This is a genomic window from Streptomyces sp. NPDC107454, assembly GCF_055582885.1.
The window spans coordinates 1-22,379 of record NZ_JBVJPA010000044.1 but is presented as its reverse complement, the minus strand read 5'-3'; the positions used below and the strand labels follow the sequence as shown (position 1 = coordinate 22,379).

Here is a 22,379-nt window from a genome sequence, read left to right as displayed (position 1 = left end):
GCACACGCCGTGTCCGGCTCCGCCGGACCAGATGCGGCGACGCTCCGCGTCGCCACCCTCAGATTCGCTTCACCACCGGGCTGAAGCCCGATGCATTGCGAATGAATCCCGGTAGCATGGTGATCAAGAAGTGGAGGACATCTATGCGCGCCGGGGATGACACGGGCTCCCTTGATCAGGCAACGAGGGAGTTCATGGCAGCGCGTCCCCAGCTCTTCGGCATCGCGTACCGCGTGCTCGGTAGTGCCGTGGAAGCCGAGGACATCGTCCAGGAGGCATGGCTGCGGTGGCAGAACACCAACCACGCCGACATCGACAAGCCGGCAGCGTTCCTCACAACGGTCACCTCCCGTCTGGCGCTCAGTCTGGCCCAGTCCGCCAGGATGCGGCGTGAGTCGTACGTCGGGCCCTGGCTTCCCGAGCCCGTCAACACAAACGTGGATCCGCAGGTGGGTGCGGAACGGGCAGAGGCACTCGACATGGCGGTTCTCTTCCTCCTGGAGAAACTGAACCCCGTGGAACGGGCTGCCTACGTTCTCAGGGAAGCCTTCGACTACCCGTACAAGCGGATCGCGGACATCCTGGAGACGAGCGAAGCCAATACGCGTCAGCTGGTGAGCCGCGCCCGGAAGCATCTGTCAGCGGAACGCCGGGAGCCGGTCAGCTCTGACGACCATCGGCGGCTGCTGGAGGTGTTCCTCGCCGCGGCACAGACAGGCAGTCTGTCCGCGCTCGAGGAGGTTCTCACTGAGGACGTGGTCAGCTACTCCGACGGCGGAGGGGCGCGCGGGATATCCAAGATTCCGGTCGTCGGGCGTCTGCACGTTTCCAAGTTCCTTGCCGCCTGGGGCCCACGTTTCTGGCCTCAGGCAGACGTTCGCTGGGTCGAGGCCAACGGCAGGCCGGCCGTCCTTGTCTCTGCTGACGGATGGCCGACGCTCTTGCTGAACGCCGATGTATCGGCACGAGGCATCGAACGCCTCATGTGGGTCGCGAATCCGGCCAAACTAGCTCCTTACCTGGCTTCGCTGAACAACTGAGGCAGCCTTCGCCGACTCTGCACCAGGGTGCCCCGGAGCGGGCTGGCACAGGTCAGGATGTTCTGGGCTGCCCGCGCCTTCGGCATCGTCTCCCAGCACAACAAGACGTCGCCTCCGCGGGCAGGTCACACGGCGGCAAGCCAAGCGGACGGGCCGGCCGAGGACGGAGGCGTGGATCCGTGGCTGTTGGAGGACGGCGACGAGGAGGGGTGGTCCGGTTTCTCCTGTACGGGCTGCCCGACGGCGGCCTGTACGGGCCGCCGGACGGCGGCCTGTGCGGGTGAGGACGCGGTGGCCAGGTCCACTTCGGCCCAGACGGTCTTGCCGCCCGGTATCGACCGGGATCCCCAGCGACGGGACAGCTGGGACACCAGGATGAGGCCGCGGCCGTTCTCGTCGGTGGCGCGAGGGCTGTGCGGACGTGGAAAACCTGCTTCGGAATCGGATACTTCGCAGCTCAGGGCCTGGTGCCGGATCAGATGCAGGCAGACGGGTCCCGAGCTGTGGCGGACGGCGTTGGTGACCAGTTCGCTGACGATCAGCTGCGTGGAGTCCTGGAGGCTTTCCAAGCCCCATTCGGACAGCTGAGAGGCGGCAAGATGCCGAGCGAGGGGGACAGTCGTGCGGTCCTTCGCGAGAGTCCAGGACGCGACGTGATCCGGGCTGAGCGAGCGCGTGCGGACGAGGAGCAGGGTGGCGTCGTCGCACGGCGCCTGACTCGGGGAGTTCTCCATCGCGCTGGTGCACAGATCTTCCAGGGACTGCCCCGGTTGTGAGAGAGCGGTGCCCAGTCGGCGCATTCCCTCATCGATGTCGTGGTCGCGGGTCTCGACCAGGCCGTCGGTGTACAGGGCGAGGAGACTTCCCTCGGCCAGCTCCATTTCCACCGCCTCGAACGGCACTCCGGCCCCGATGCCCAGTGGCGTGCCGGTCGGAAGGGCGGGGAAGGTCACTCGGCCCTGCGGGTCGACGATCGCGGGCGGCGGGTGCCCGGCCCCGGCCATCGTGCACTTCCGGGTGCCCGGGTCGTAGACCGCGTACAGACATGTGGCACCCACCGCCGTGGGGGCCTCCTCCGGGGCCTCGCCGTCGACCTCCGCCAGCCGCTGGACCGTGTCATCGAGACGGGTCAGCAGTTCGTCAGGGGGCAGTTCCATATCGGCGAGTGTGTGGACCGCGGTGCGGAGCCTGCCCATCGTCGCGGCGGCGTTGAGGCCGTGCCCGACCACGTCACCGACGACGAGGGCCACCCGGGCGCCGGACAGCGGGATCACATCGAACCAGTCGCCCCCGACACCGAGGTCGATGTCGGCGGGCAGGTAGCGCGATGCCGCCTCGACTGCCGTGCCGCCCCTCAGACTGTGCGGGAGCAGGTTTCGCTGGAGGGTGAGGGCTGTGGTCTGCTCACGTGCGTACTGACGGGCGTTGTCCAGCGACTGCGCGGCGCGGCCGACGAGCTCCTCGGCCAGGAGCAGATCGACCTCCTGGAAGGGCGCCGGGTCCTGGGTGCGGGCGAACACCACCGTGCCCAGCAGGGTGCGCCGGGCGCGGATGGGGACGATCATCAGCGAGTGGGTGCCGGTGCTGCGGATCTTCCGGGCCAGTGCCGGATCCTGGTCGATCCATGTGCCGGGTGCAATGTCCACGATCGGCTCCAGGTGGGACCTTCCCGTGCCGACGATGTCGGTGAGGGGAGAGGCGGGCGACAAGCGGATCGGCTCACCGCGCAACCACGGACATTCTGTCTCGCCCTGGTGGATCGAGGACAGACCGGCACGTCGGAGGGAGGGAAGACGCTCTCTGGTCGCGCCGAAGCGGACCGGCGGCCCCTCGCCGAGCGCAACCGACTGCTCCAGGTCCACGGCGACGATGTCGGCGAACAGGGGCACGGCGAGGTCCGCCAGGTCCTGGCCGGTTTGCAGCACGTCCAGGCTCCTACCGAGACGGGTGCCGGCCTGGCTGAGGACGGCGAGGCGATCCCGTGCCCTCCGGCTCTCGGTGACATCGACGCTGATGGTGCACACGCCCATCGCCTGCCCGTCGGCGTCCTGCAGGCGGAAGCACGAGGCTCGCATCGTGTGTCCCCGGCTCGGACCCGTCGCCGGCCAGGCTTGGTACTCGTGGACCTTGGTGGTGCCGCTGGCCAGTACCTGCCGCATCGCCGCTTCGAGTGCTTCGGTCTTGGTATCGGACCGCGCGTCGGTGAGCCGACGCCCGAAGCGCCGCTCCGGGGAAGTGCCGTCGAGGCTCTCCATCGTGACGTTCGTCCAGGTGCACCGCAGCTGCAGGTCACGAACGACGATGCCGACCGGTACGCGAGCGAGATGCGCCCCCTGCTCCTCGCCGTCCGCCACTGTCCCGGGCCCCGGGGCGGCCCTCATGGACAGAAGCCACCGGCGCGATCCTTCCTGCCCTCGCAGCGCCGAGACGCGCACGCCGGTGTCGAATATCCGCCCACTTCGGTGGCGCAACGCCTTCGTGCCGCACCAGTCGTTCCGGCCACGGTCCTGCTCGACGAATGCGGAGATCGTCGGCTCTTCCTCGAGGAATGGCAGTACAGCCTCGGCGGAACGGCCGACCATGTCCCCGGCGGAGTATCCGACGACCCGCTGCGCGGCCTGGGTCCAGGCGATCACCGTCCCCTCGTCATCGAGCATCGCGATCGGCGACTCGGATGGCACATGCGTGTTCAGCTTGTCACTGAGTGTGACGTCGGCAGTGTTGGTCATGACGACCTGGTCTCCTCATGCACTGGAGAGATGGCGGAATGGGCTCGAGGTCGATGCGTGGGAAGGGGTCATATGGCCCGTTTTACGGCCTCTTGTCCATTGACGAGATAACGCCTGGATTTGTGACAGGCCAGGTGTCGCGGACGAGCGCAGAGCTCACAGCGGTGACCGCGCGCCACGCGATTCCGCGCCGCCAGTACGACGACGGCCGGCGCGACCCGTTCGTCACATGGATCAGCGCGACTCCCGCCGGCCGACCCGGGCCGGGGGACTGTCCTGAAGATTGCGTATGTCCCGGATGGCGCGAGGCGTGGCCTCTGCCGGGAAGGATCACCGATGGGGATCAAGGACAAGTCGCCCCGCGAGAGCATCGTAGGGACGGTGGCTGAGTTGGCGAGAGCGGCCGAGCTGGATCGGGACATGGCCGAGCAGCTGGTGGAGCGGGCCCGGCGTGAGGGGCTGAATCTGATGGGCGAGGGCGGGTTGTTGTCCGGCCTGGTCAAGCTGGTTCTGGAGGGCGCGCTTGAGGCTGAGGTGAGTGAACACCTCGGCTGCGAGAGGGGTGACAAGACCGGGGTGGCTCGGGGAATTCATGCAACGGGACGTCACGCAAGACGGTGTTGACAGACGTCGGGCCGGTCGAACTGGAAGTTCCGCGGGACCGGGCCGGCTGCCAAAGGGCTGACAACCGGGGAGATCCAGGCCCGTCTGTCGGAGATCTACGACGTGGACGTCTCACGGGATCTGATCTCGCGGGTCACCGGCAAGGTCACCGCCGGGCTGGAGGCCTGGCGCCGGCGCCCTCTGGACCGCGTCTACGCGGTCGTCATGATCGACGCGATCGTCCTCAAGATCAGGGATGGCGCGGTCGCGAACCGGCCGGTCTGCATCGCCGTCGGTATCAATCCCGAAGGCGAACGAGACGTGCTGGGTATGTGGGTGGGCGCCGGCGGCCAGCGACCAGGAACTGCGGGAGATCGCCGACGAAGCGCTCAAAGAGGTGTACTTCCAGGACAGCGGTCGCCGCGCCGGCCAGCTGGAGGAGGTCCGCTTCACGGACATCCAGCACCTGGAGTTCGACCTGTAGAGGCCGTTTCCCGAACAGCCTGCGAGCCCGGATGCGACTGAGCGCTTCAATTGGCCAGTGAGTGTTTGAGTTGGCCGTTGGAGGCGGTTGCGCCGATTCCGTCGCTCGAGACGTTGAAGTTCATGACTCTCAGCAGTTGATCCGCGTGTTTCCTCGTCAGGTTCTGTCGCGTCATCGTGTGGAGAGGCGTCGCACATCATGACGTCGAACGGGACATAGCCGGATCGGCGGCGGCCCGCATCCTTCGGAGATTCTTCGCCGCCGCTCGGCGCAGCGGCCTTCATCACCGACTTCCCGCCAGCTGATGATCACGGAGAAGGCCGCCGCGGCCCCGTTCCTGGCGTCCTCGGCCAAACCAGGCCGCGTCCAACTTGGCCGACGCCGGGGAGTGTGGCTCGGCGGTCTGGCACTCGTGGCCAGGCTTCGGCGTGACATCACCGGCGCCGGCCGGGGCGGCACTGGCTGGGCTGGGACTGGCTGGGCTGGGACTGGGCGTCGCGGGGGTCGCGTACGCGGTGGACCGCTGGCGAACCGTTTTCCGGACGGGGCGGGAGCGCCTGGTGGCCTCCCCTGTGCCGCAGCAGCCGGAGGCGCTGCACCGCTGACGGGCACGGCGTGAACACCGACGTGCCTGCGCCCAGTTACCTTGTTACCGAATGCGGACAAACCCGAATGAACGACGCCCGTCCCGGCGTCATCTCATGGGGTGCAGCGAAACAGCCGATGCGGCCGGTCGCCCTGCGGGAGCAGGGGAGGTGCCGCGTCCTGACAGCTCATGGGGGAACTTTCATCATGACCACACACCGTGCCCGCCGTACCGCCCTGGCCGCCGTCACCGCCGCGCTGGCGCTGGGCCTGACCGCCTGCGGCGGCGCCGACGACGGCTCGAAGGCGGCGGGCGGCGACCGCACCGCTGGTACCGCGCAGAGCCGGTCCGCGTCCAACGGGGACGGCAAGGGCAGTGCGGAGCAGGCCAACAGCGGTGGTGACCCCAAGGAGGGGGCGCGCTCGGTGACCGCCTCGGGCGGGACGGACCAGGTCGCGAGCAAGGGCACAACGGCCGGCGCCCAGCAGTGCCGCGGAGACGAGATGCTGGTCACCGCGGTGCACCGGTTCGCCGGTCAGCAGGGCGACCACCTGCTGGTCACCGCGTCGAACGAGGGCACCAAGCCATGCTGGGTCACCTCGTACCCGGCCGTGAAGCTCGGCGGGGACGTCGACGGCGCCGCACTGCCGCACTCGAAGAAGGACAACCCGGGCGGCGACAAGCACATCATGCTCCGGCCCGGAGGCAAGGCGTACAGCGCGGTGAACCTCTTCGACTACGGCTCGAAGAACCACACGGCGCAGTCGTTCGCCATCGCGCTGCGCGGCGCGGACGGTCACAACGGCCCCTTCTACTCCGTCGACGCCAAGGGCCAGAAGCCGCAGTTCAGCTGGAACGAGGCCGACGTGCTGAACTGGAGCACCAAGAAGCCGTACGACTTCTGACGGCCCGTCGGCCAGTGACGCGTCACCGCCTTCCAGCACGTCTACGGTCAGCAACTCGCAAGGCTCCCGGGCGGCCGGCGACTCGGCGAGATCACCGGAGACCGCCCTTTGGACGACGTGACGGCAGAGTTCGGTTCTCCCTCTGTCTGTGCTGTTCGGAGGGAACAATCCTCTGTACGGGAAGACGCTCGGTTACCTCACTGAGGATCCGCAGCAGCCGATGGTGGTCTTCCACTTGTGGAACGGCAGCGGCCCAGGGACTGAATCGTGGCCGCCCGAGCACGAGCAACCGCGGCTTCTCGCAGTGCGCTTCGGCGTGGGCTCGTTCCGCAGGTCGTTGACCTTCACGCCCGAGGGCGAGCGGCAGAAGCCAACGATCGGTGATCCTCGCGGACGACCGTGCGGGGCTTGACTGGTCGGCTTTCACAGGTCCCATGCCTCGTTCCTGCGAGGGATCATCTGGTCGAACCTTGGAATACCCATGAAGACGGGGAGCCCCTTCGCTCCTGCTGGATGTCGAGTTGGTGGAGCTTCTCCTGCGCTGCGGCGAGGCTGACGGAGAGCCCTTCGACTTCGCCGAGCCAGCCCTCGCGCTGGGCTTCGGCGATCCGGTCGGCGAGGTTGTCGCGGATCTCTGCCAGCCGCGGCCTTTCTGTTGGGGAGACCATGAGGACCGGGCATCGGACGCCCCGTTGACTGAACGAACAGTGGGAATTGGGCAGTTCAGGGGGCGGATGCTGCCTGCGGTCGCTACGGTCACCGGTCGTGATGGACGATGCGCCCGGGCGGGACCTGAGGACGTTGGTGGTTCCTCGGTGGGGACGGCTGGTGGAGACCGGTGATCGGTACGAGTCTTGTCGGCTCCTCGAACGCGGTCACGTTCGCCCGCTCGCCAGCCTGGTTCGGTGTGCCGAGCGCTTCGGCGAGCCGGTCCGCGGCGACGCTGCCCGCGATCGGCTCGCGGGGGAGTGCGGTCCGGATGGCGACCGGATCCATCTCTACGGCGGTCTGGGCCGGGACGAGGGCGGGCCACCAGAGGTGGGGCGGCGCCGTGGCCGCAGACGATGCAGACGTCGGATGCCGCGAGGGTGTGACGCTGTTCCCGGACAACGACGCTGTACTGGAGCGCACCCGGTTGGTGAAGAACCGCAACACGAACCCGCACGCGGCCGTCGAGTACCTCAAGCACTGGCAGACCGTCGAGTCGCTCGCCGAGTTGGTGTGACCCCGTGCTGGGGCCTCCGCGGCGGCAAGCTGACACCGCACACACTCGGCCTGACGGCGCCCAGGTCACCACCATCGTTCTGGACGACCGCCCTTCGCCCACCGGCGACGCTGCCTGATCAAGCGGCCGTGGCGCTGCACAGTGCTGCACCCGCTGCACTGTGCAGCACAAGGACAGCGAGGACCAGGAGACTTGCAGTTCAGGGGCTTCACTCGTTTGGGTGGATCGGGCGGTAGTCCGGGTCACCCAGGGGGTGTCACCCGCGGAGCATATGGCCCGTGACTCCCGGACGGGCGCTCAGCGCCTCGTCTCGTACCTGGTCAGGATCACGCCGCCGGGAAACGTCCGCGTCTCCACCAGGTTCAGGTTCACCCAGTTGTCCAGCGCGGTGAAGAACGGCGTGCCGCCGCCCACCAGGACCGGCGCGGTGGCCAGCACGTACTCGTCAATCAGCCCGGCCCGCATGGCCGCCCCGGCGAGCGTCGCGCCGCCAATGTCCATCGGGCCGCCGTCCTCGGCCTTGAGCCGGGTGATCTCGGCGACCGCGTCGCCGGTGACCAGGCGGGTGTTCCAGTCGACCTTGTCGATCGTCGAGGAGAACACCACCTTCGACATGTCCCGCCAGCGGCGCGCGAACTCGATCTCCGCCGGGGTGGCGTTGGGCTGCTGGTCACCGGTCGGCCAGTAGGAGCTCATCGTCTGCCACAGCTTGCGCCCGTACAGCGACAGGTCGGTCGCCTGCAACTGGTCGGACCAAAACTGGAACAGCTCGTCGCTCGGCACGCTCCAGCCGATGTCGTCGCCGGGCGCGGCGATGTAGCCGTCCAGGGTCAGGTTCATGCCGTAGATCAGTTTCCGCATGGCGCCAGCCTTCTGTGAGTCGGTCTCATGCGTACAGACCGGCGCGACGCGGGAAACTCATCGGTGCGCGATCTGAGCTCACATGTAGTCCTCGTGCTCGGTGGCTCAGTCGCAGACTCATCGTTCCGCCGGGGAAATGGCATCGATCTGAGACTGATCTTGGGTGACATCGCGGTGAGACAACAGAGAACCAGCAGGTCGCAGAAGATTGACATGTCATCGGCGGCGAGACCCCACAGGTCCAGGTCCGGGCAGACGTTGCGGGGGAAAGGATCGACGCCCGCGCGCACCACACCCCGCCCCACGCAGGTGGCCGCAGGCGCGTATCTCGCGCAGGGTCGGCCCCGGTCCGGCTGGTGTGGGCGCGGCTGGAGCGTCCGGCCGCCCGCCGCCTGGTGGAGGCCGCCGCTCGCAGCGAGTTGGCCCGGGTGGTCGGGTTCGCCGGGCACGCCGATGGGCCGCAGATCCCCGCTGCGTGCCGTCGTCGCACCGCGAGTCGCCGCACTCCTGGCGCTGCGGCAGGCCCCGGCCGATCGGCCAGCCCACCGGGTCGGCCCGCCACTGCTTCGAAGTCGCTGCGTCAGTCCCTCCCTCTACGGTTTCCCCGGCCACCCCAAAGACACAGACTTGCCGTCCGTCGACTCCCGCGGCTCCGACCGGTTGAACCGGCTGTCGAGGGCCTGCACACGTACTATGTGCTGGCGGGAGCCACTCCGGTCCTCGTCCACAACAGCGAATGCAATCTCAACGCGCTCACACGTGCGCAAACCGACGATATTGCGAAGAACTTGGGGTACACGAAGACCAAGCAAGTGTCCGCAGGTAAGACCGCTATCTGGGAGAACAAGAAAGCGGGGGGGGGGGGGGCGGCCAGCCTCGGTACATTACCTACGACCGGACCGGACACAATAAGGACGCCGTATTCAAGGGGGGGCAAATTTCCGGAATCCCTTCCAGTCGACCAAGGACTCGGCCCGAGACGGAACCTACGGATTGGACATCGGGCCGAACGGAGAGCTGCGGGGGACTCACATGGCTGGCGAAATGAGCAAGGAGCTGATCATCAGCCCTCGCAGCGAGCGCGTGCGAGAGGAGCCGGCAGACGCAGCTGCCTGGAGTTCCTATGCGGCGGAACTGCGCCAGATGCTCGGAGCGGCGATCGAGAAGAGCGGCGCTGGCTTCCTGGAGGTCGGCGAGCTGCTGGTGAGTGAACCCCTTCCCGACGGGTACCCCGGCCTTTGCAACGGAGCGGAGGTCCAGATCCCGCAAGCGATTGATCTTGTCGAGGGAATGGCGGCCGGGCGTGGGCCGTACTGTCGGCTTTCCACCCCGGGGCGGCTTCAGATCGAGTCGGGATGGGACGGGGCTGTACACCTCTACACGACACGAGCGGTAGCCGCCGATCTGGCGGAGCTCCATGGCGAGGGCGTGATTCTCCAGTGGCGCGACGCAGCTCCTGAGCCCACAGAGATCTCGAAGCCCGTCGATGCTGTCGCGGACGAGAGTTTCTGGGCGACGGTGGCGGAGGTCTCCGAACGCTTCACGTTGTTGTGCGAGCGCTGGGCGTACGGCGCTTACGGGTGCAGATGGTTCAGCGTGACCCGAGAGAACGCAGCCGAGCTAGCCCGACTCATGCGGCCACGCTCACTGGTCTGCGTGGCTACCGAGCCGGAGTTGCAACCCAGGCCTGAACTACTGGAGGACGACTTCACCGCCTTCGTAGCCCCGCTGCTGCCCGGCGAGTTGGCCTACCGGTCCTACCCCGGTGGCGCCGATACGCTCTCCGAGGTCACGGGTGAGGGTTTCTCACTCATGCTGGCGGACAGAGTGATGGGCGATTGGTGCGCCGTGGTACCGGACTCGGACGGGGTGAACAGGGTGCAGTGGGAGAGCCCAGGGGAACCGTAGTCCGACAGCCGATTTCCCTGAACTGAAGCTCCGCCAGAAAAGAGGGCGGATTTCAGGGGTCGTTGCAACACGTGGTCGGTTGATCAGGCTGCGAGCAGTTTATGCAGGCGCTCGGTTGGGGTTTTCCGGCCGGGCGTTTTGCGTGGTTGGCGGTTGAGTTCGGCGGCGACGGCGTCGAGGTGCTCGCGGGTGTGGACGGACAAGTCTGTGCTCTTGGGGAAGTGCTGGCGCAGGAAACGCGGAGTTGTTGGATGTCCGGTGGACTCTGCGTCTGCTCACGGTGTCTGGCGGCGTCGCCGATCTGCGCCTTGAGGTGGTGCAGGTCCTGGCCCCGGCCGTAGATGAAGTGCAGCTCTCCCATTCCCGTCCAGGGAAACAGCTGGCGTAGGCGGGGTTCGGCGTAGGCGGCTTCGAGCAGTTCCGGACGGACCCGCCCGTCGTCGCGAACCTTCTGCCAACCCGCTTCGGCCAAGGCATGCTGGTCCGGTGGTGTCGTATCCATGGTGACCATCATCCCCGCGCTGCGGAAGCCGGTTGTCCGGATCCGGCTCCAACAACGATGGCAATTCGACGCTGGTTCCAAGAACCGTGACCACTTGATTCCAACCAGCGTGTCCCGCAGGGTCCGAGGCTCCAGGTCACTGCCAATCGCGCTTCCAACTATCGTGTCCCGGCACACTTGAGCGAGATCTCGTCTCGCGCTGCCCAACTGCTGCGTCGGAACCGTCCTACTGGTATGGGCCGGTCATGCCGCGCTTGGTGGATGCCCCGGGGTACATGCGAGGGGTGCCGACGGGCCCCGCGGCCACGGCGCACGGTCCAGGGCGGGACCGTGCGCCGTTCCGCGTCGGTCTGTCAGCCGATCGTGTTGGTCAGGCCGGCGGACAGGTACGTCACCCGGCGCTGGTCCTTCTCACTCCGCCACGGCTCGATGAGTTCCAGGAGGGTGCCGGTCTTCGGGGCGATGATCACCTTGGTGGTGCCGACATCCCCGCGGTAGGCCAGCTCCGTCCCGGTGCGCCCGGTGCTGTCCTTGACGGTACCGACGACGGTCACGCTCTTCAGCTCGGCCAGCGCCCTGAACACACCGCTGCGCAGTTGCGGGCTGGCCGGGGCGTTGGCGAGGAGGGTGGTCGCCTGCACGAAGCCGAGCGTTCCCGCGTCCTCGTCCTCGTCGGCGGAGGCCTTGGTCGTGGTCTCGATCTGCCGCAGCAGCTGCGCCGGGTTCGTGGTCAGCCTGTCCAGACCGTTCCAGTCGTAGGTCTTCGACCCGAGCCTCCAGCCGGGAAACCGTGTCGTGCGGGGGGTCTTGCCGGAGGTGACGTAGGTAGCGTTCATGGAGCGCGTGATGTACGACTCGGCAGAATCGGTTCGGACCTTCCAGTACCTCCCCGAGCCGGCCGACTGCGTGGCGGCGACCTCGGCGACGTTGTTCAGGAAGACCGACGCGGACTGCGCCTGTGTCCCGTGCCGGGTGCCCGCTCCCATGTTCACGCCCGTCACCGTGACGCCGGCCGCGACCGCGGCCAACGCCAGGACGGAGAGAACGCGACGGCGCCTGCGCAACGGCGTCAACACGGCGTCCTTCCCCACCTCCATCCGCGGCGCGGCCCGGCCCGCGTCCTCCCGGACGGCCTCCTCGACCGCCGCCAGCGCCCGGGCCAGCACTTGCGCCGACGGAGGCTCGACCCGGCCCGCCGCCTGCAGCGCCTCGGCGCCCGGGAAGTCCATCAGTACCTGCCGCTCGGTCATGCCCGTCTCCTCCATGTCGTGTGTACTCATGCCAGGTCTCCCGTCACGGCAGGGCGCCGGCCGGCCTGGCGAGCCGGCGCAAGCCGTTCGCGCAACCGGCCCCGAGCCCGGTGCAGCCGCGAGCGGGCCGTCCCTGCCGGGATGCCCACGGCGGCAGCCGCCTCGGTCGGCGTCAGTCGCTCCCAGCTGACGAGGAGCATCACCTCCCGCTCCTCTGCGGGCAGTTCGGCCAGCGCGCCACGCAACGCGGGCGCCAGCGCCGCCGCGTCCAGCCGCTGGTCCACCGCCTGCCACGGGTCGGTGACCTGTTCCCCCAGCGGGGCCTCTGTCCGCGCCGCCCGCCGCACAGTGCCGGCGAGGACATTGCGGGCCACCCCGAACAGCCAGCCTCGCGCGGATCCGCGCGAGGCATCGAACGTGCGCCGCGCAGCGAACGCCTGCAGCCAGACCTCGGCCAGCAGATCGTCCGCCGCGCCGGGCATCCGCCGCGCGAAGTAGCCGTGCAGGGCCACCGAGTACCTCTCGACCAGGGGCGTGAACGCCGCCGGATCCTCGGCGGACATGGACAGTTGGGTGTCACTGTCACGATCGCCGTACGCGTCGTGCTCCGATTCCACGGAAGCTCCGTCTCCGACCGCCGGACGACGGTCTCACCCCGTACTTGTCACACCGCGCCAGTTGCGTTCGCGTCCCTCCCCAGCAAGGGCGGCAACAACGATCGGGCGTCATGGCGCCCGGCGCCTCGCCGCCTCATCTAGGCGGCATCGCACGTCGGTTCGGACTGCGGGCAGGGCGGCTCTGGAAAGCGGCGCACACCAAGGCCCGGCCACGTTCGCCAGTGGCGGCGCAGATCTCTACGTGAAGGGTGAGAGCTCTGAACTTAGCGCCGCACCAGCGAAGTCGTCCAAGCAGTGGGGACGCACCTGGCTCCACCTCACGAAGCACGCCTCCGCACAGCTCCTGATGACGTCGAGGCCGCAGTGGCTTCCCAATGGAGAAGTCAAGCCGTGAGACTTGGGCATTAAACCCCTTTGAGAGGGCTCGCGATCTCTCTTAGGTTGGCCCGCGTGACGATCGAGGTGCCCTACCAGCCGCTTCCGGTTGACCAGTCGGACGTTCGCTACGCCCGCGGCCCCGACTCGGCTGTCCAGCCTGGCGTGCCTGTCGGTGAGACAATCGAGTTCGGCTGGAACGACAGCGCGATCTACCCGGGCACGTCCCGGAAGTTCTGGGTTCACGTGCCCGCCCAGTACGACCCCGCACAGCCGGCGTCGCTAATTGTGTTCCAGGACGGATGGTGGTACCTCGACCCCGAAGGAGAGGTCCGCGGCGCGATCGTCCTGGACAACCTCGTCCACCGCGGCGACATCCCGGTCACCATCGGCGTGTTCGTCGACCCCGGCGTCTTCCCCGACGCCGAGGACCCGAAGAACCGCAACACCGAGTACGACGCATTCGACGACCGATACGTCAGCTTCCTACTGGACGAGATCATCCCCGAGGTCACGCGGCGGTACACGATCACCGCGGACCCCGACCGGTGGGGCATCTGTGGTGGCAGCAGTGGCGGCAACTGCGCTTTTACCGCAGCCTGGCTGCGCCCGGACAAGTTCCGCGGCGTCATCGGGTACTTGTCCAGCTTCACGCAGATGCCCGGCGGCAACCCCTACCCCGAACTCATCCCCGGCGTTCCCCGCAAGCCGCTGCGCATCTTCCTGCAAGCGGGCCATCGTGACCTGCGCTGGAACGAGCCCGAGAGTAACTGGCTCGCCAACAACCTGCGCGTCGCGGCCGCGCTTGCGGAAACCGGCTACGACTTCCGCCTCGTCCTGGGCGACGGCGGCCACAGCCCCAACCACGGTGGAGTCCTGCTCCCCGATGCCCTCCGCTGGCTGTGGCGGTCGGACGATCACCCTGACTAGCCGGTCGGCTGAGGCGGGGCCACTTCGTAGAGGCGACCGTCCCGGATCAGGGCCCACAGGACGTTGACTCTGCGGCGGGCAAGGGCGATCACGGCCTGGGTATGGCGTTTCCCCTCAGCGCGCTTGCGGTCGTAGAACGTCCGGGAGTTGGGGTCGTAACGCACGCTCGTCAGGGCTGACATGTAAAAGACGCGCTGGAGACCCCGGTGGTAGTGGCGCGGCCGGTGCAGGTTGCCATTGCGCTTCCCGGAATCGTTCGGTGCCGGCGCCAGGCCAGCGAATGCCGCGAGTCCGTCCGGGCTGGCGAAGCCCGCAAGGTCGGGGCCGATCGCGGCAAGAAACTCGGCACCCAGCAGCGGACCGATGCCGGGCATGCTGGCCACGATCTCGGCCAGCTCGTGCGTCCGGAACCTGGCCTCGATGAGCCGGTCGACCTCGGCGACCTTCTCGTTCAGAGCCCCGACCTCCTGGGCGAGCGTCCGGACGAGTCGGGCGATCACAGCCTCGCCGGGAACGGCGGTGTGCTGCCGCTCTGCGGCCTCCACCGCCTTCCCCGCGAGCTCCTCCGGGCTACGGACGCCGCGGGCGCGCAGCCATCGGGTGAGCCGAACGGCCCCGAGGCGGCGCAGGGCTGCCGGAGTCTGGTAGTCGGCCAGCAAAACGAGCGGTCCGGCGCTGGTCAGGACGAGCGCACGTTCCAGCGCCGGGAACATGCCGGTCAGGGCGGATCGCAGCCGGTTGATGGACCGGGTGCGGTCGCGGACGAGGTCGGTGCGGCGGTTCGTCAGGAGCCGGAGTTCGATGGTGCTCTCATCGCTGGGCCGCAGCGTGTGGAGGTCGCGGCGGATACGGGCCTGGTCGGCGATGACCAGCGCGTCGCGGGCATCGGTCTTGCCCTCGCCGCGGTAGCCGTCACTGGCCCGATTGACTACACGGCCGGGTATGTAGAGGACTTCCTGGCCGTGATTGACGAGCAGGGCGAGTAACACGGCGGGCTCACCGCCGGCCATGTCCACCGCCCAGGTCACCTGATCGCCGAGAGCGAGTACGGCGTCAAGGAGCTTCAGGAGCTCCGGCTCGTCGTTGGCAACGCGGCGGGACAAGAGCATCTCGCCGCCTTCGTTGAGGACCAGGCAGTGGTGGTGGGTCTTGCCGCTGTCGATGCCGGCCCAGACCCGGTTCATGGCGCTCCAGACGTCGTGCGGGTGGCGGGTGCCAGGGACGACCTCGCCGGCGTGGCCTTACACAGCGATCTGCTCGCACTTCCCAATCTGGCGGCCGGGTCGTCGTGGGGCGTCGGGCGGCCAAGCCACTGCAGCCACGGACGGCAGCCAACTAAAAGCCACACCCGGCACCCCTGGGCGGCCCAACCATACGAAGGGCTCGACCATCCCGTCCCTGGAACGTAAGGCCGACTATCGCTGAGCAAAATGGCCAACCGTCCTTGAGCACAGCCCGGTCACCAGCGGCGTTGCCTCCGCCTCTGGCCAACTATCACTGAAGGTCACACTTCCCCGACGACCTGATGCAGACTCAGCACGCCTGGAACGCCACCTACGAAGCGCTCGCCGCACGTCGATCCCGTAAACCGCGGCCCTGCGCCGCCGCCTCCTGCGCCTGTCCGTACGTCTGTGGTGGCACCCGTACTGGAACACCGTCCCGTCGGTGCCGGCAGCACGCACCGAACTGCGGCTGCTGGCCCGCACGCGGGAATCGGCGCGGGCTGTATGAGGTCCGGCCGATCGCTCTGCGCTGCCCTGGAGCGCTGAACCGCGCCGGGTTGCGGCATCTGTTGCACCAACGGTTGCGCGAGCATTCACGGCGGCTCGGAGTTTGCCCAGGTCACCACGGCATACGGGTGTAGTCGGGGGCCTGATATCCCCGTTGCGGCCGCTTTCGCCCATGTCTCTTGGCTGGAGTGAAGGAGAGAGGAAGGGCGGGATAGGCGGCGCGGACGCAGCCGGGGATCGGGGCGCGCTCAGCCGCGTTGCGCGTCGGCCGGGGCGGGCGTGGTGCAAGCGTCCGGGGTGGCGCCACCCGCCGGAGGCGCCGCGTGCGACGTCGACGCCGATTTCCACCACCAGTTTGTGCCTAACCAGCGTGACGGTTGGGCGGCCTGGTCCGTGGTGGGTGCCACCACGGGGCGGGCAGGAATGGGCCGTGGGGTGTCGTCGTGCCGGTGGGCGTGGTGGTTAGTAGGCTGGTTGTAGGATCTCGCGCTTCGCTGCATTCACCAAGGCTGTGACCTGCGGCTTCTCGCGGTGCCTCACGCTGCTTCGTCTGCGGTTGTCTCTCGGTGCATCCCCGCCAGGTTTGGCGACACGGGTGTGGTTCCTCCCGCGCTGTGCGGCGCCCTCGTGTTGTCAGGCGGCGCGCTTCACGTGGCGGACCAGCCACATGAGCAGGGCGTCCAGGTCGGTGGCGGCCGAGAGGACCCGGTCGACCGCCTCGGGGGTGTGCAGCCACTCCTCGCAGCCGAGGGGACGGGCGGCTATCAGCGAACGGTGGCGCAGCAGGTTCGTACGGGTGTGGTTCGTCGGATAGCCGCGTGGGGGGCGTTTCATCAGGTCCCCAGAGATGTCGTAGCCCTTCTTCCGCAGGTCCTCGACGATGGCGGACAGTTCGCGGCCGCTTCCCTCGGAGGCCACGGCTTTGCGGAACATGTCCACCTGGCCGGGATCGGGGTACCACCAGGCGCCCTGGATCCGCAGGCCGTCCAGGGCGAACCGGAGACCGATCTCGATCTTGCGGCTGAGCCGGATGACCGCGCTCTGGTTTTGCCACCACCAGGAGTCGGTGCGGTAGTGCCAGACGGAGAAGTCCTCGTATCGGGGGTCGGTGTCCGCGACCTCGTTGAGCAGGGCGATCATCGGCTGCCGGACCAGGCGTTCGCGGTCCGCGCGATAGCGCTCGCGGGTCGCGTGGGTCGGTTCGCCCTGGAGCTGCCACAACACGTCCATGGCCTGCTCCGGCCAGCCGGTGAACTGTCCGCGCATGCGGGCAGGTTAGCTCACTCATGGTCCGCGCGCGGAGAGTGAGACGGGTAGGGAGCCGTGACCCCGGACAAGGTGGGAGGTGCTGTGGCGGGGTTCGTCGGCGAGTCGAGAGTGCAGTCGATATGGAGCGGGCGGTGAGATTGTGCAGCCGAACTTGAGATCCCACACTGGGTGGTGCTCGGGGCCGTCGTGGAGGTCTGTCATGCCCCGACCGCTGTGGAGCGGCGCCATATCTTTTGGCTTGGTGAACATTCCGGTGAAGCTGATGAGCGCCACCGAGGACCGTTCGGTCCGGTTCCATCAGGTCCATACGGAGGACTTGGGCCGGGTGCGGGTGCGTAAGTTCTGCGAGGCGGAGGACCGCGAGGTGTCCGCGGGCGAGATCGGCAAGGGGTTCGAGGTCTCCAAGGACACGCTGGTCGCGGTCACGGACGAGGAGCTGGAGCGGATGCCGCTGCCGACCGCGAAGGTGATCGAGATCGTCGCGTTCGTGCCGGCCGCGTCGATCGACCCGGTACGGCTGAGCGGCGACAGCTACTTCCTGCAGTACGACGGCCCGGTCGCGGCGAAGCCTTACGTCCTGATCGCCCGGGCGCTGGCCCGCAACACGAAGGTGGCCGTCGCGAAGCTGGCGTGGCACGGGCGCGAGCGCCTGGTGCTGCTGCGCGTGCGGGACGGGGTACTGGTCGCGCACGTGCTCAAGTGGGACGACGAGGTGCGCGACCCCTCCGAGCTCGCACCGAAGGAGGCCAAGGTCACCGACTCCGAGATCGACGAAGCCCTTCAGCTGATCGACTCGATGACGACGGACGACATCTCCGGCTACCGGGACGAGTACCGCCAGGCACTCGAGGCGGTCATCGAGGCGAAGGCCGAGGGCCAACAGCCGTCCAAGCCGAGCACCGAGGACGAGGAAACGGGCGGCCGGGTCGTCGACCTGATGGCGGCCCTCCAGGAGAGCGTCCGCAAGGCCCAGGCCGCGCGCGGCGAGGGCGCCGGAGATGCCGAGGTCCACGAGATGCCGACGGCCAAGAAGAAGACGGCCGGGAAGACGGCGGGGAAGGCACCCGCCAAGAAGGCCGCGAAAAAGTCCGCGGCGAAGAAGCCGGCCCGGCGGCAGCGCGCCTAGGCCGTGTTTTAGAAGGTGCTGGTGTGCTGGGTTGGCCGTCCTGGAAAGTTGCGGGCGGCCAGCCAGATGATGAGGTCGTAGGCGATCCGGCTGATGTCGGTGTCGGTGGTGACTTTGTGTTCGCGTCGTGTGCTGTCACGCAGGACGATCTCGTAGCCGCCTTCGTCGAGGACGGCCACGGAGGCGAACCAGGCAGGGTCGTCCTCGTCGGGCTGGATGACGATGAACGTGTTGTCCGAGTCGTTGAGTTCGCTGATGAGGTCGAACAGGGCGTCCTCGGACGGGTCATCGATGTGGTCCCCGTTCTCGCTGTCGGCGCAGTAGTAGGTTGCCGCCACGATCCGTTCTCCCCCTGATGACGAGGTTGGTGCCGGGTTGCCGCGGCCAGGATGGCATGCGGGGCGGACGGTCCCGTGTGGTCACAGCCATTCGTTGATCGCGGCGATGTGGACCGTCGCCTCGAAGCGGACGGCGAGTTTGTCGAACCGTGTGGCCACCGCCCGGTTGCGCTTGAGGCGATTGATGCCGCACTCGACGGCATGCCTGGCCTTGGTAGTCCTCTCGGTCGAAGGCCGGAGGACGCCCACCGCTGCTTCCGCGGCGTTTGCGATGGCCGGCCTGGTCAGCCGGTTCCGGGATCGTGGATGGGATCCCACGCCGGCGTAAGTAGGCGCGGTTGGCGCGTGAGGAGTACGCCTTGTCTCCTCGCACCCGCAGCGCAGCCGTACGCCCGGCTCGCCGGGCACGCGTGTCGTACGGTCCGCCGTCGCGGTCGCCCATCGCGTGGCGAGTACTTCCTGCAGGGCAAGGCCGTCTGGTTGTCGGCGGCCGCGACTTCCACGACGGCCGGCCCCGGCTGCGCCACGTGCGCGTCATTGATCTGCCTCATCTCTGGCACGACGTGGCGACACCTCCGGGAGGTTCTCCCGCCCGAGCAGTTTCACCCGACCGGTGCGCAGCTACGCGCGCGCTGACGTAGCGCACGGTCGGACCCCACCGCTCCATCACGGGCGCCATGCACCGCTAACACAGCAGCGGGCGTGGTCGGGGGTGTGGCATCCCCGTAGTGGTCGTCTTCACCCCCCGGCGTCTGGGTCGTGGTGGCGACAGCATGTCGGCCCCCACCGTTTCGTCACGGGGGTGGTCCGGGCTGAGGTCTGTCGCTCGAGTCGGGCGGGGGCGAGTCGGTGGTTGAGGCTGGGTCGGGGGGCGGGGCGTGCCGCGTGATGCGTTCGAGGTGTGTCAGGCCCCGGTCGGGGTCAGCGAGGTTCAGGAGCCGGTCGCGCTGTCGTCGTTGCGCTGACTCCGCGCGGAAGGTGGAGATGCTGGCGAGTACCGCGGTGAAGCCTTGGGTTCCCGCCCCGAGCAGGGTGGAGAGCAGGATGAGGACCGTGACCCAGGACGGCGCACTGCCGATTGCTGTCAGGCCTCCCGCGGTGAGGCGGCTGAGGGCGTCGGTGATGCGGTGCGCGGTCATGAGGGGGCTCCTGGGTCGGGTCGGGCGACGTGAGCGTCCTGTGTCCCTTAGAGGTCATCTCGTTTGGGGCCGTCCCCTGCCGGTGCGTGCCGGCGCCTCACATGCCGCGGTCTGGGCCGTACCAAGGCTCGGGGCGTTCGCCGGCAGACATCGGGAGGTGCTGCAGTTTCACGGGGCCTGGATAGAAGGCTGAGCTGTTGGGGCCGGTCATGTCTTCGCCTATCAGGTAGCGATAGAGCCATTCGGTGAAGCTCATGCGGTGCTCTGCCCAGGTTTCGTCATAGTTGACCACGAGCCTGGTGGCATCAGCGGCTGCGTCAAGGAAGATCGTCTCTCCTCGGTCGGTGCTCGCGATCGGCCACAGGCCGTTGCGGGTGCCGAAGCTCAACTCCTCGAGTCCGAAGAGCTGGCGGGGGTCCTCATCCGCGTCTAGGTCGAGCTCGTCCCAGGGCACTTCTGACCACGCCTGGATGGTGTCCCGGATCCACTGGACCAGGTTCCAGCGCTCGGTCGCGGGGTGGGACAAGTGCAGATGGCCGTTGAGCTGGATCGGGGCGTATGCGTCGACGATCACCCGGTAGTCGGCCGGCAGCCGTATGCCGAGATCGGCGTGGAGGCGGTCCCATGCCGACGGCTCTGCATAGCGGTTCTGGGCCGGCCCGAGCATCGCCATGGTGGCAGCCAGGTAGTCGGTCATGGGACACCTCGTTGGTATGAATCGACGCTGAGCAACAGGCCAGCGGCAGGGCGGGATAGTCCGAATGCGTTATGGATCATGCCAGCCTGCCGTCCTCGCCGGTCAGGTCACCATCCTGCGGTAGCAGATCAGGGCGGCGGCGATCCCGGCGAAGGCACCCGGCCAGCCACGCCACCGTCCGCTCCACGGTCCAACGGTGGCGGCCCAGCCGCTGGGAGGACTCGATGCCCTTGCGAGCGATGCGCGGGACGATGCGTCGGGTGCGGAGTCATCGGCGCAGGTGGTCGTAGTCGTAGCCCTTGTCGGCGTGGAGCTTGGCGGGCCGCCGACGGCGCGGTCCGCGGCGGGAGCGGATCGGCGGGATACCCCGTACCAGGGGTTCCAGGCCCTGGCTGTCATGCGTGTTCGCTGCGGAGATGCCGATGGAGAGGGGCATACCGGTCCGCTCGGTGATCAAGTGGATCTTTGAGCCCTTCTTTCCGCGATCTACGGGATTCGGGCCCGTCAGGTCCCCCCTTTCATCGCCCGCATGTTCACCGAGTCGATCGCGTACCGCGACCAGTCCAACTCGCCGCGGGCGCCGAGCTCGTCCAGCACCAGGCGGTGGAGCTTGCCCCACACCCGGGCCCGACTCCACTCGGTGAACCGTCGGTGCGCGGTCAGTCCGGACGGGCCGAAACCCGTCGGCAGCTGGCGCCATCTACAGCCCGTCGTGGCCACGAAGATGATGGCCGCCAGCACCTGCCGGTCCCCGTACCTGTGCCGGCCACCGTCCTGCGGTCGAACCGGAGCGGCGGCCACCACCCGCTGGAACAACTTCCACAACCCATCCGGCACCAGACGCTCCACCATCGCTATCACGGCCGTCAGCCTAGTGATCGAGCCAGTTGAGACGATCTCTAAGCGTCGACTCCACGGTCTGCCGCGCCCATCAACATGCGGCCGGAGCCCGCAAGCAGGGCAACCTGCAGAAGGAACCACCAGGCGGCATCTTCACCGAACCTCATGATCACGGGCTGGGAAGATCGCGCGGCGGGTTCACCACCAAGCTCCACCTGGCAGTCGAGCATGGTCAGAAGCCCATGTCGATCGTGGTGACGGCAGGGCAGCGCGGGGACTCACCGCAGTTCGAACCCGTACTGGAGAAGGTCCGTGTGCCCCGCCTTGGGCCGGGGAGGCCACGGGTCCGCCCCGATCGGGTGCGTGCTGACAAGGCGTACTCTCGCAAGAATCGTGCCTACCTGCGCCGCCGCGGGATCCGCTGCACCATCCCGGACAAGGTAGACCAGGCGCGCAACCGCCAAAAGCTCGGCTCCCGCGGCGGCCGGCCTCCGCATTTCGACCCGGCCGACTACCGCGAGCGCCATGCGGTCGAGTGCGGGATCAACCGCCTCAAGAGGAACCGTGCGGTCGCCACCAGGTACGACAAACTCGCCGTCCGCTACGAGGCGACCGTGCTGATCGCAGTTCTCAACGAATGGCCTTGAACGGAGGCGGCCTTCCCGTCCTCGTTCACCAGTCCCGGCCGGCGGTCAGCACCTCGGCATCCGCGTCCGTGAACCCGTATGCCGACGCGACGAAACAAAACTCATCGCAGATCCACTCGCGCGCAACCGTCTCGATCCCGCTGCCAGCCGCCACGAACTCCCTGTCCAGCAGGTTGAACTCCTCCGTCGCAGCCTGGGTGAGCCCATACAGAGTCTCCAGATCCGACGGCTCCCCGGTCTCAATGCGCTCGCACAGCCGCAGCAGGATTGATTTCCCCCCGTCGACCACGTGATCAGGGAAGTACGGGTCGTCGTACATCGGCTGCAGGAACGCGTGTCCCGCGACCTGCTGGTTTGTGATCGGCATGGCGTTTCCCTACCCCCGCGATGAGCTGACGCACCGATCATCCACAGCACCACTGACAACGACGCTCCCCATGCAGGGCAGATCCCACGCGACCAGGACTTTCACAACACCCCCTAAAAGAGCGTTTTGTCCTGGCGAGGTTGTTTCGCGTCGATTCGCAGACCGAGCCGGTATGGGGCTCTCGGGGCAGATGTGCCTGATGCGGGGCAAG

The 22,379-nt window shown here is 67.9% G+C and carries 18 protein-coding genes and 10 pseudogenes; 11 read left to right on the top strand and 17 right to left on the bottom strand.

Going from position 1 to position 22,379, the window contains the following annotated elements; genetic code table 11:
* Positions 1-143 precede the first annotated feature (143 nt).
* Complete coding sequence (locus ACZ69M_RS50560; protein WP_470060453.1) at positions 144-1,040, top strand: RNA polymerase sigma-70 factor; 897 nt, start codon at positions 144-146, stop codon at positions 1,038-1,040.
* A 125-nt stretch (positions 1,041-1,165) separates the two neighbouring features.
* On the opposite strand, the gene ACZ69M_RS50555 is transcribed toward ACZ69M_RS50560, so the two are convergent.
* Positions 1,166-3,769, bottom strand: coding sequence for a SpoIIE family protein phosphatase (locus tag ACZ69M_RS50555; RefSeq protein ID WP_470060452.1), 2,604 nt, complete (start codon positions 3,767-3,769; stop codon positions 1,166-1,168).
* A gap of 336 nt (positions 3,770-4,105) precedes the next feature.
* Between ACZ69M_RS50555 and ACZ69M_RS50550 the strand changes: the two are divergent.
* The 4 genes and pseudogenes from ACZ69M_RS50550 to ACZ69M_RS50535 all read left to right on the top strand — a co-directional run.
* Positions 4,106-4,726: pseudogene (locus ACZ69M_RS50550) on the top strand (transposase); the annotation flags it as partial.
* Positions 4,722-4,856 (top strand): annotated as a pseudogene (locus ACZ69M_RS50545) (telomere-protecting terminal protein Tpg); the annotation flags it as partial. The pseudogenes ACZ69M_RS50550 and ACZ69M_RS50545, both read left to right, overlap by 5 nt.
* A gap of 264 nt (positions 4,857-5,120) precedes the next feature.
* Positions 5,121-5,461: pseudogene (locus ACZ69M_RS50540) on the top strand (MFS transporter); the annotation flags it as partial.
* Positions 5,462-5,648: 187 nt separating this feature from the next.
* A complete protein-coding gene (locus tag ACZ69M_RS50535) occupies positions 5,649-6,347 on the top strand; it encodes a DUF4232 domain-containing protein (RefSeq protein WP_470060451.1) in 699 nt (232 codons plus the stop codon).
* A 455-nt stretch (positions 6,348-6,802) separates the two neighbouring features.
* Here ACZ69M_RS50535 and ACZ69M_RS50530 read toward each other — a convergent pair whose 3' ends face one another.
* Together ACZ69M_RS50530 and ACZ69M_RS50525 are read right to left on the bottom strand one after the other, a co-directional pair.
* Positions 6,803-7,015 (bottom strand): hypothetical protein, encoded by a 213-nt coding sequence (locus tag ACZ69M_RS50530; RefSeq protein WP_470060450.1) that lies wholly within the window; start codon positions 7,013-7,015, stop codon positions 6,803-6,805.
* Between the two features lie 88 nt (positions 7,016-7,103).
* On the bottom strand, positions 7,104-7,343 hold the full coding sequence (locus ACZ69M_RS50525) for a hypothetical protein (RefSeq protein WP_470060449.1): 240 nt from the start codon (positions 7,341-7,343) through the stop codon (positions 7,104-7,106).
* Positions 7,344-7,398: 55 nt separating this feature from the next.
* On the opposite strand from ACZ69M_RS50525, the gene ACZ69M_RS50520 reads away from it, so the two are divergent.
* On the top strand, positions 7,399-7,572 hold the full coding sequence (locus ACZ69M_RS50520; protein WP_470060448.1) for a hypothetical protein: 174 nt from the start codon (positions 7,399-7,401) through the stop codon (positions 7,570-7,572).
* Between the two features lie 297 nt (positions 7,573-7,869).
* Here ACZ69M_RS50520 and ACZ69M_RS50515 read toward each other — a convergent pair whose 3' ends face one another.
* Positions 7,870-8,433 carry a dihydrofolate reductase family protein gene (locus tag ACZ69M_RS50515; RefSeq protein WP_470060447.1) on the bottom strand — a complete coding sequence of 188 codons (564 nt, stop codon included), beginning with the start codon at positions 8,431-8,433 and terminating at the stop codon, positions 7,870-7,872.
* A gap of 1,044 nt (positions 8,434-9,477) precedes the next feature.
* Between ACZ69M_RS50515 and ACZ69M_RS50510 the strand changes: the two genes are divergently transcribed.
* The gene (locus tag ACZ69M_RS50510) at positions 9,478-10,341 is read left to right on the top strand and encodes a hypothetical protein (protein WP_470060446.1); all 864 of its coding nucleotides are present in this window, start codon (positions 9,478-9,480) and stop codon (positions 10,339-10,341) included.
* A gap of 83 nt (positions 10,342-10,424) precedes the next feature.
* Here ACZ69M_RS50510 and ACZ69M_RS50505 read toward each other — a convergent pair.
* The 4 genes and pseudogenes from ACZ69M_RS50505 to ACZ69M_RS50490 all read right to left on the bottom strand — a co-directional run.
* Positions 10,425-10,586: pseudogene (locus tag ACZ69M_RS50505) on the bottom strand (IS30 family transposase); the annotation flags it as partial.
* A 101-nt stretch (positions 10,587-10,687) separates the two neighbouring features.
* Positions 10,688-10,843: pseudogene (locus tag ACZ69M_RS50500) on the bottom strand (DUF6193 family natural product biosynthesis protein); the annotation flags it as partial.
* Between the two features lie 353 nt (positions 10,844-11,196).
* Positions 11,197-12,123 (bottom strand): hypothetical protein, encoded by a 927-nt coding sequence (locus tag ACZ69M_RS50495; RefSeq protein WP_470060445.1) that lies wholly within the window; start codon positions 12,121-12,123, stop codon positions 11,197-11,199.
* Positions 12,120-12,710, bottom strand: coding sequence for an RNA polymerase sigma factor (locus ACZ69M_RS50490; protein WP_470060444.1), 591 nt, complete (start codon positions 12,708-12,710; stop codon positions 12,120-12,122). Before ACZ69M_RS50490 ends, ACZ69M_RS50495 begins: the two co-directional genes overlap by 4 nt.
* A gap of 450 nt (positions 12,711-13,160) precedes the next feature.
* On the opposite strand from ACZ69M_RS50490, the gene ACZ69M_RS50485 reads away from it, so the two are divergent.
* On the top strand, positions 13,161-14,015 hold the full coding sequence (locus tag ACZ69M_RS50485; RefSeq protein ID WP_470060443.1) for an alpha/beta hydrolase: 855 nt from the start codon (positions 13,161-13,163) through the stop codon (positions 14,013-14,015).
* On the opposite strand, the gene ACZ69M_RS50480 is transcribed toward ACZ69M_RS50485, so the two are convergent.
* Complete coding sequence (locus ACZ69M_RS50480; protein ID WP_470060442.1) at positions 14,012-15,199, bottom strand: IS110 family RNA-guided transposase; 1,188 nt, start codon at positions 15,197-15,199, stop codon at positions 14,012-14,014. The two genes, ACZ69M_RS50485 and ACZ69M_RS50480, sit on opposite strands and share 4 nt — an antisense overlap.
* A 341-nt stretch (positions 15,200-15,540) precedes the next feature.
* Here ACZ69M_RS50480 and ACZ69M_RS50475 point away from each other — a divergent pair.
* Positions 15,541-15,746, top strand: a pseudogene (locus tag ACZ69M_RS50475) (hypothetical protein).
* Positions 15,747-16,378: 632 nt separating this feature from the next.
* Here ACZ69M_RS50475 and ACZ69M_RS50470 read toward each other — a convergent pair.
* Positions 16,379-17,011 carry a DUF2461 family protein gene (locus ACZ69M_RS50470; protein ID WP_470060441.1) on the bottom strand — a complete coding sequence of 211 codons (633 nt, stop codon included), beginning with the start codon at positions 17,009-17,011 and terminating at the stop codon, positions 16,379-16,381.
* Between the two features lie 202 nt (positions 17,012-17,213).
* On the opposite strand from ACZ69M_RS50470, the gene ku reads away from it, so the two are divergent.
* Positions 17,214-18,140 carry a non-homologous end joining protein Ku gene (gene ku, locus ACZ69M_RS50465; RefSeq protein WP_470060440.1) on the top strand — a complete coding sequence of 309 codons (927 nt, stop codon included), beginning with the start codon at positions 17,214-17,216 and terminating at the stop codon, positions 18,138-18,140.
* Positions 18,141-18,148: 8 nt separating this feature from the next.
* Here the strand turns inward: ku and ACZ69M_RS50460 are convergent, their stop codons facing one another.
* The 6 genes and pseudogenes from ACZ69M_RS50460 to ACZ69M_RS50435 form a co-directional block, all read right to left on the bottom strand.
* The gene (locus ACZ69M_RS50460; protein WP_470060439.1) at positions 18,149-18,478 is read right to left on the bottom strand and encodes a hypothetical protein; all 330 of its coding nucleotides are present in this window, start codon (positions 18,476-18,478) and stop codon (positions 18,149-18,151) included.
* 81 nt (positions 18,479-18,559) lie between these two features.
* A pseudogene (locus ACZ69M_RS50455) lies at positions 18,560-18,851 on the bottom strand (transposase); the annotation flags it as partial.
* Between the two features lie 56 nt (positions 18,852-18,907).
* Positions 18,908-19,029, bottom strand: a pseudogene (locus ACZ69M_RS50450) (DUF6207 family protein); the annotation flags it as partial.
* A gap of 243 nt (positions 19,030-19,272) precedes the next feature.
* Complete coding sequence (locus ACZ69M_RS50445) at positions 19,273-19,617, bottom strand: hypothetical protein (protein WP_470060438.1); 345 nt, start codon at positions 19,615-19,617, stop codon at positions 19,273-19,275.
* 97 nt (positions 19,618-19,714) lie between these two features.
* Positions 19,715-20,314 carry an SMI1/KNR4 family protein gene (locus ACZ69M_RS50440; protein WP_470060437.1) on the bottom strand — a complete coding sequence of 200 codons (600 nt, stop codon included), beginning with the start codon at positions 20,312-20,314 and terminating at the stop codon, positions 19,715-19,717.
* A gap of 136 nt (positions 20,315-20,450) precedes the next feature.
* A pseudogene (locus ACZ69M_RS50435) lies at positions 20,451-21,166 on the bottom strand (IS5 family transposase); the annotation flags it as partial.
* Between the two features lie 47 nt (positions 21,167-21,213).
* On the opposite strand from ACZ69M_RS50435, the pseudogene ACZ69M_RS50430 reads away from it, so the two are divergent.
* A pseudogene (locus tag ACZ69M_RS50430) lies at positions 21,214-21,801 on the top strand (IS5 family transposase); the annotation flags it as partial.
* 25 nt (positions 21,802-21,826) lie between these two features.
* Here ACZ69M_RS50430 and ACZ69M_RS50425 read toward each other — a convergent pair.
* Positions 21,827-22,168 carry a DUF5713 family protein gene (locus ACZ69M_RS50425; RefSeq protein ID WP_470060436.1) on the bottom strand — a complete coding sequence of 114 codons (342 nt, stop codon included), beginning with the start codon at positions 22,166-22,168 and terminating at the stop codon, positions 21,827-21,829.
* Between the last annotated feature and the right edge of the window lie 211 nt (positions 22,169-22,379).

Excerpts from the sequence above, each read along its gene's own strand:
- ACZ69M_RS50560 (WP_470060453.1), top strand. The coding sequence starts at position 144 with ATGCGCGCCGGGGATGACACGGGCTCCCTTGATCAGGCAACGAGGGAG.
- ACZ69M_RS50555 (WP_470060452.1), bottom strand. The coding sequence starts at position 3,769 with ATGACCAACACTGCCGACGTCACACTCAGTGACAAGCTGAACACGCAT.
- ACZ69M_RS50535 (WP_470060451.1), top strand. The coding sequence starts at position 5,649 with ATGACCACACACCGTGCCCGCCGTACCGCCCTGGCCGCCGTCACCGCC.
- ACZ69M_RS50530 (WP_470060450.1), bottom strand. The coding sequence starts at position 7,015 with ATGGTCTCCCCAACAGAAAGGCCGCGGCTGGCAGAGATCCGCGACAAC.
- ACZ69M_RS50525 (WP_470060449.1), bottom strand. The coding sequence starts at position 7,343 with ATGGATCCGGTCGCCATCCGGACCGCACTCCCCCGCGAGCCGATCGCG.
- ACZ69M_RS50515 (WP_470060447.1), bottom strand. The coding sequence starts at position 8,433 with ATGCGGAAACTGATCTACGGCATGAACCTGACCCTGGACGGCTACATC.
- ACZ69M_RS50510 (WP_470060446.1), top strand. The coding sequence starts at position 9,478 with ATGAGCAAGGAGCTGATCATCAGCCCTCGCAGCGAGCGCGTGCGAGAG.
- ACZ69M_RS50495 (WP_470060445.1), bottom strand. The coding sequence starts at position 12,123 with ATGAGTACACACGACATGGAGGAGACGGGCATGACCGAGCGGCAGGTA.
- ACZ69M_RS50480 (WP_470060442.1), bottom strand. The coding sequence starts at position 15,199 with ATGAACCGGGTCTGGGCCGGCATCGACAGCGGCAAGACCCACCACCAC.
- ACZ69M_RS50470 (WP_470060441.1), bottom strand. The coding sequence starts at position 17,011 with ATGCGCGGACAGTTCACCGGCTGGCCGGAGCAGGCCATGGACGTGTTG.
- ku (WP_470060440.1), top strand. The coding sequence starts at position 17,214 with ATGCCCCGACCGCTGTGGAGCGGCGCCATATCTTTTGGCTTGGTGAAC.
- ACZ69M_RS50445 (WP_470060438.1), bottom strand. The coding sequence starts at position 19,617 with ATGACCGCGCACCGCATCACCGACGCCCTCAGCCGCCTCACCGCGGGA.
- ACZ69M_RS50440 (WP_470060437.1), bottom strand. The coding sequence starts at position 20,314 with ATGACCGACTACCTGGCTGCCACCATGGCGATGCTCGGGCCGGCCCAG.
- ACZ69M_RS50425 (WP_470060436.1), bottom strand. The coding sequence starts at position 22,168 with ATGCCGATCACAAACCAGCAGGTCGCGGGACACGCGTTCCTGCAGCCG.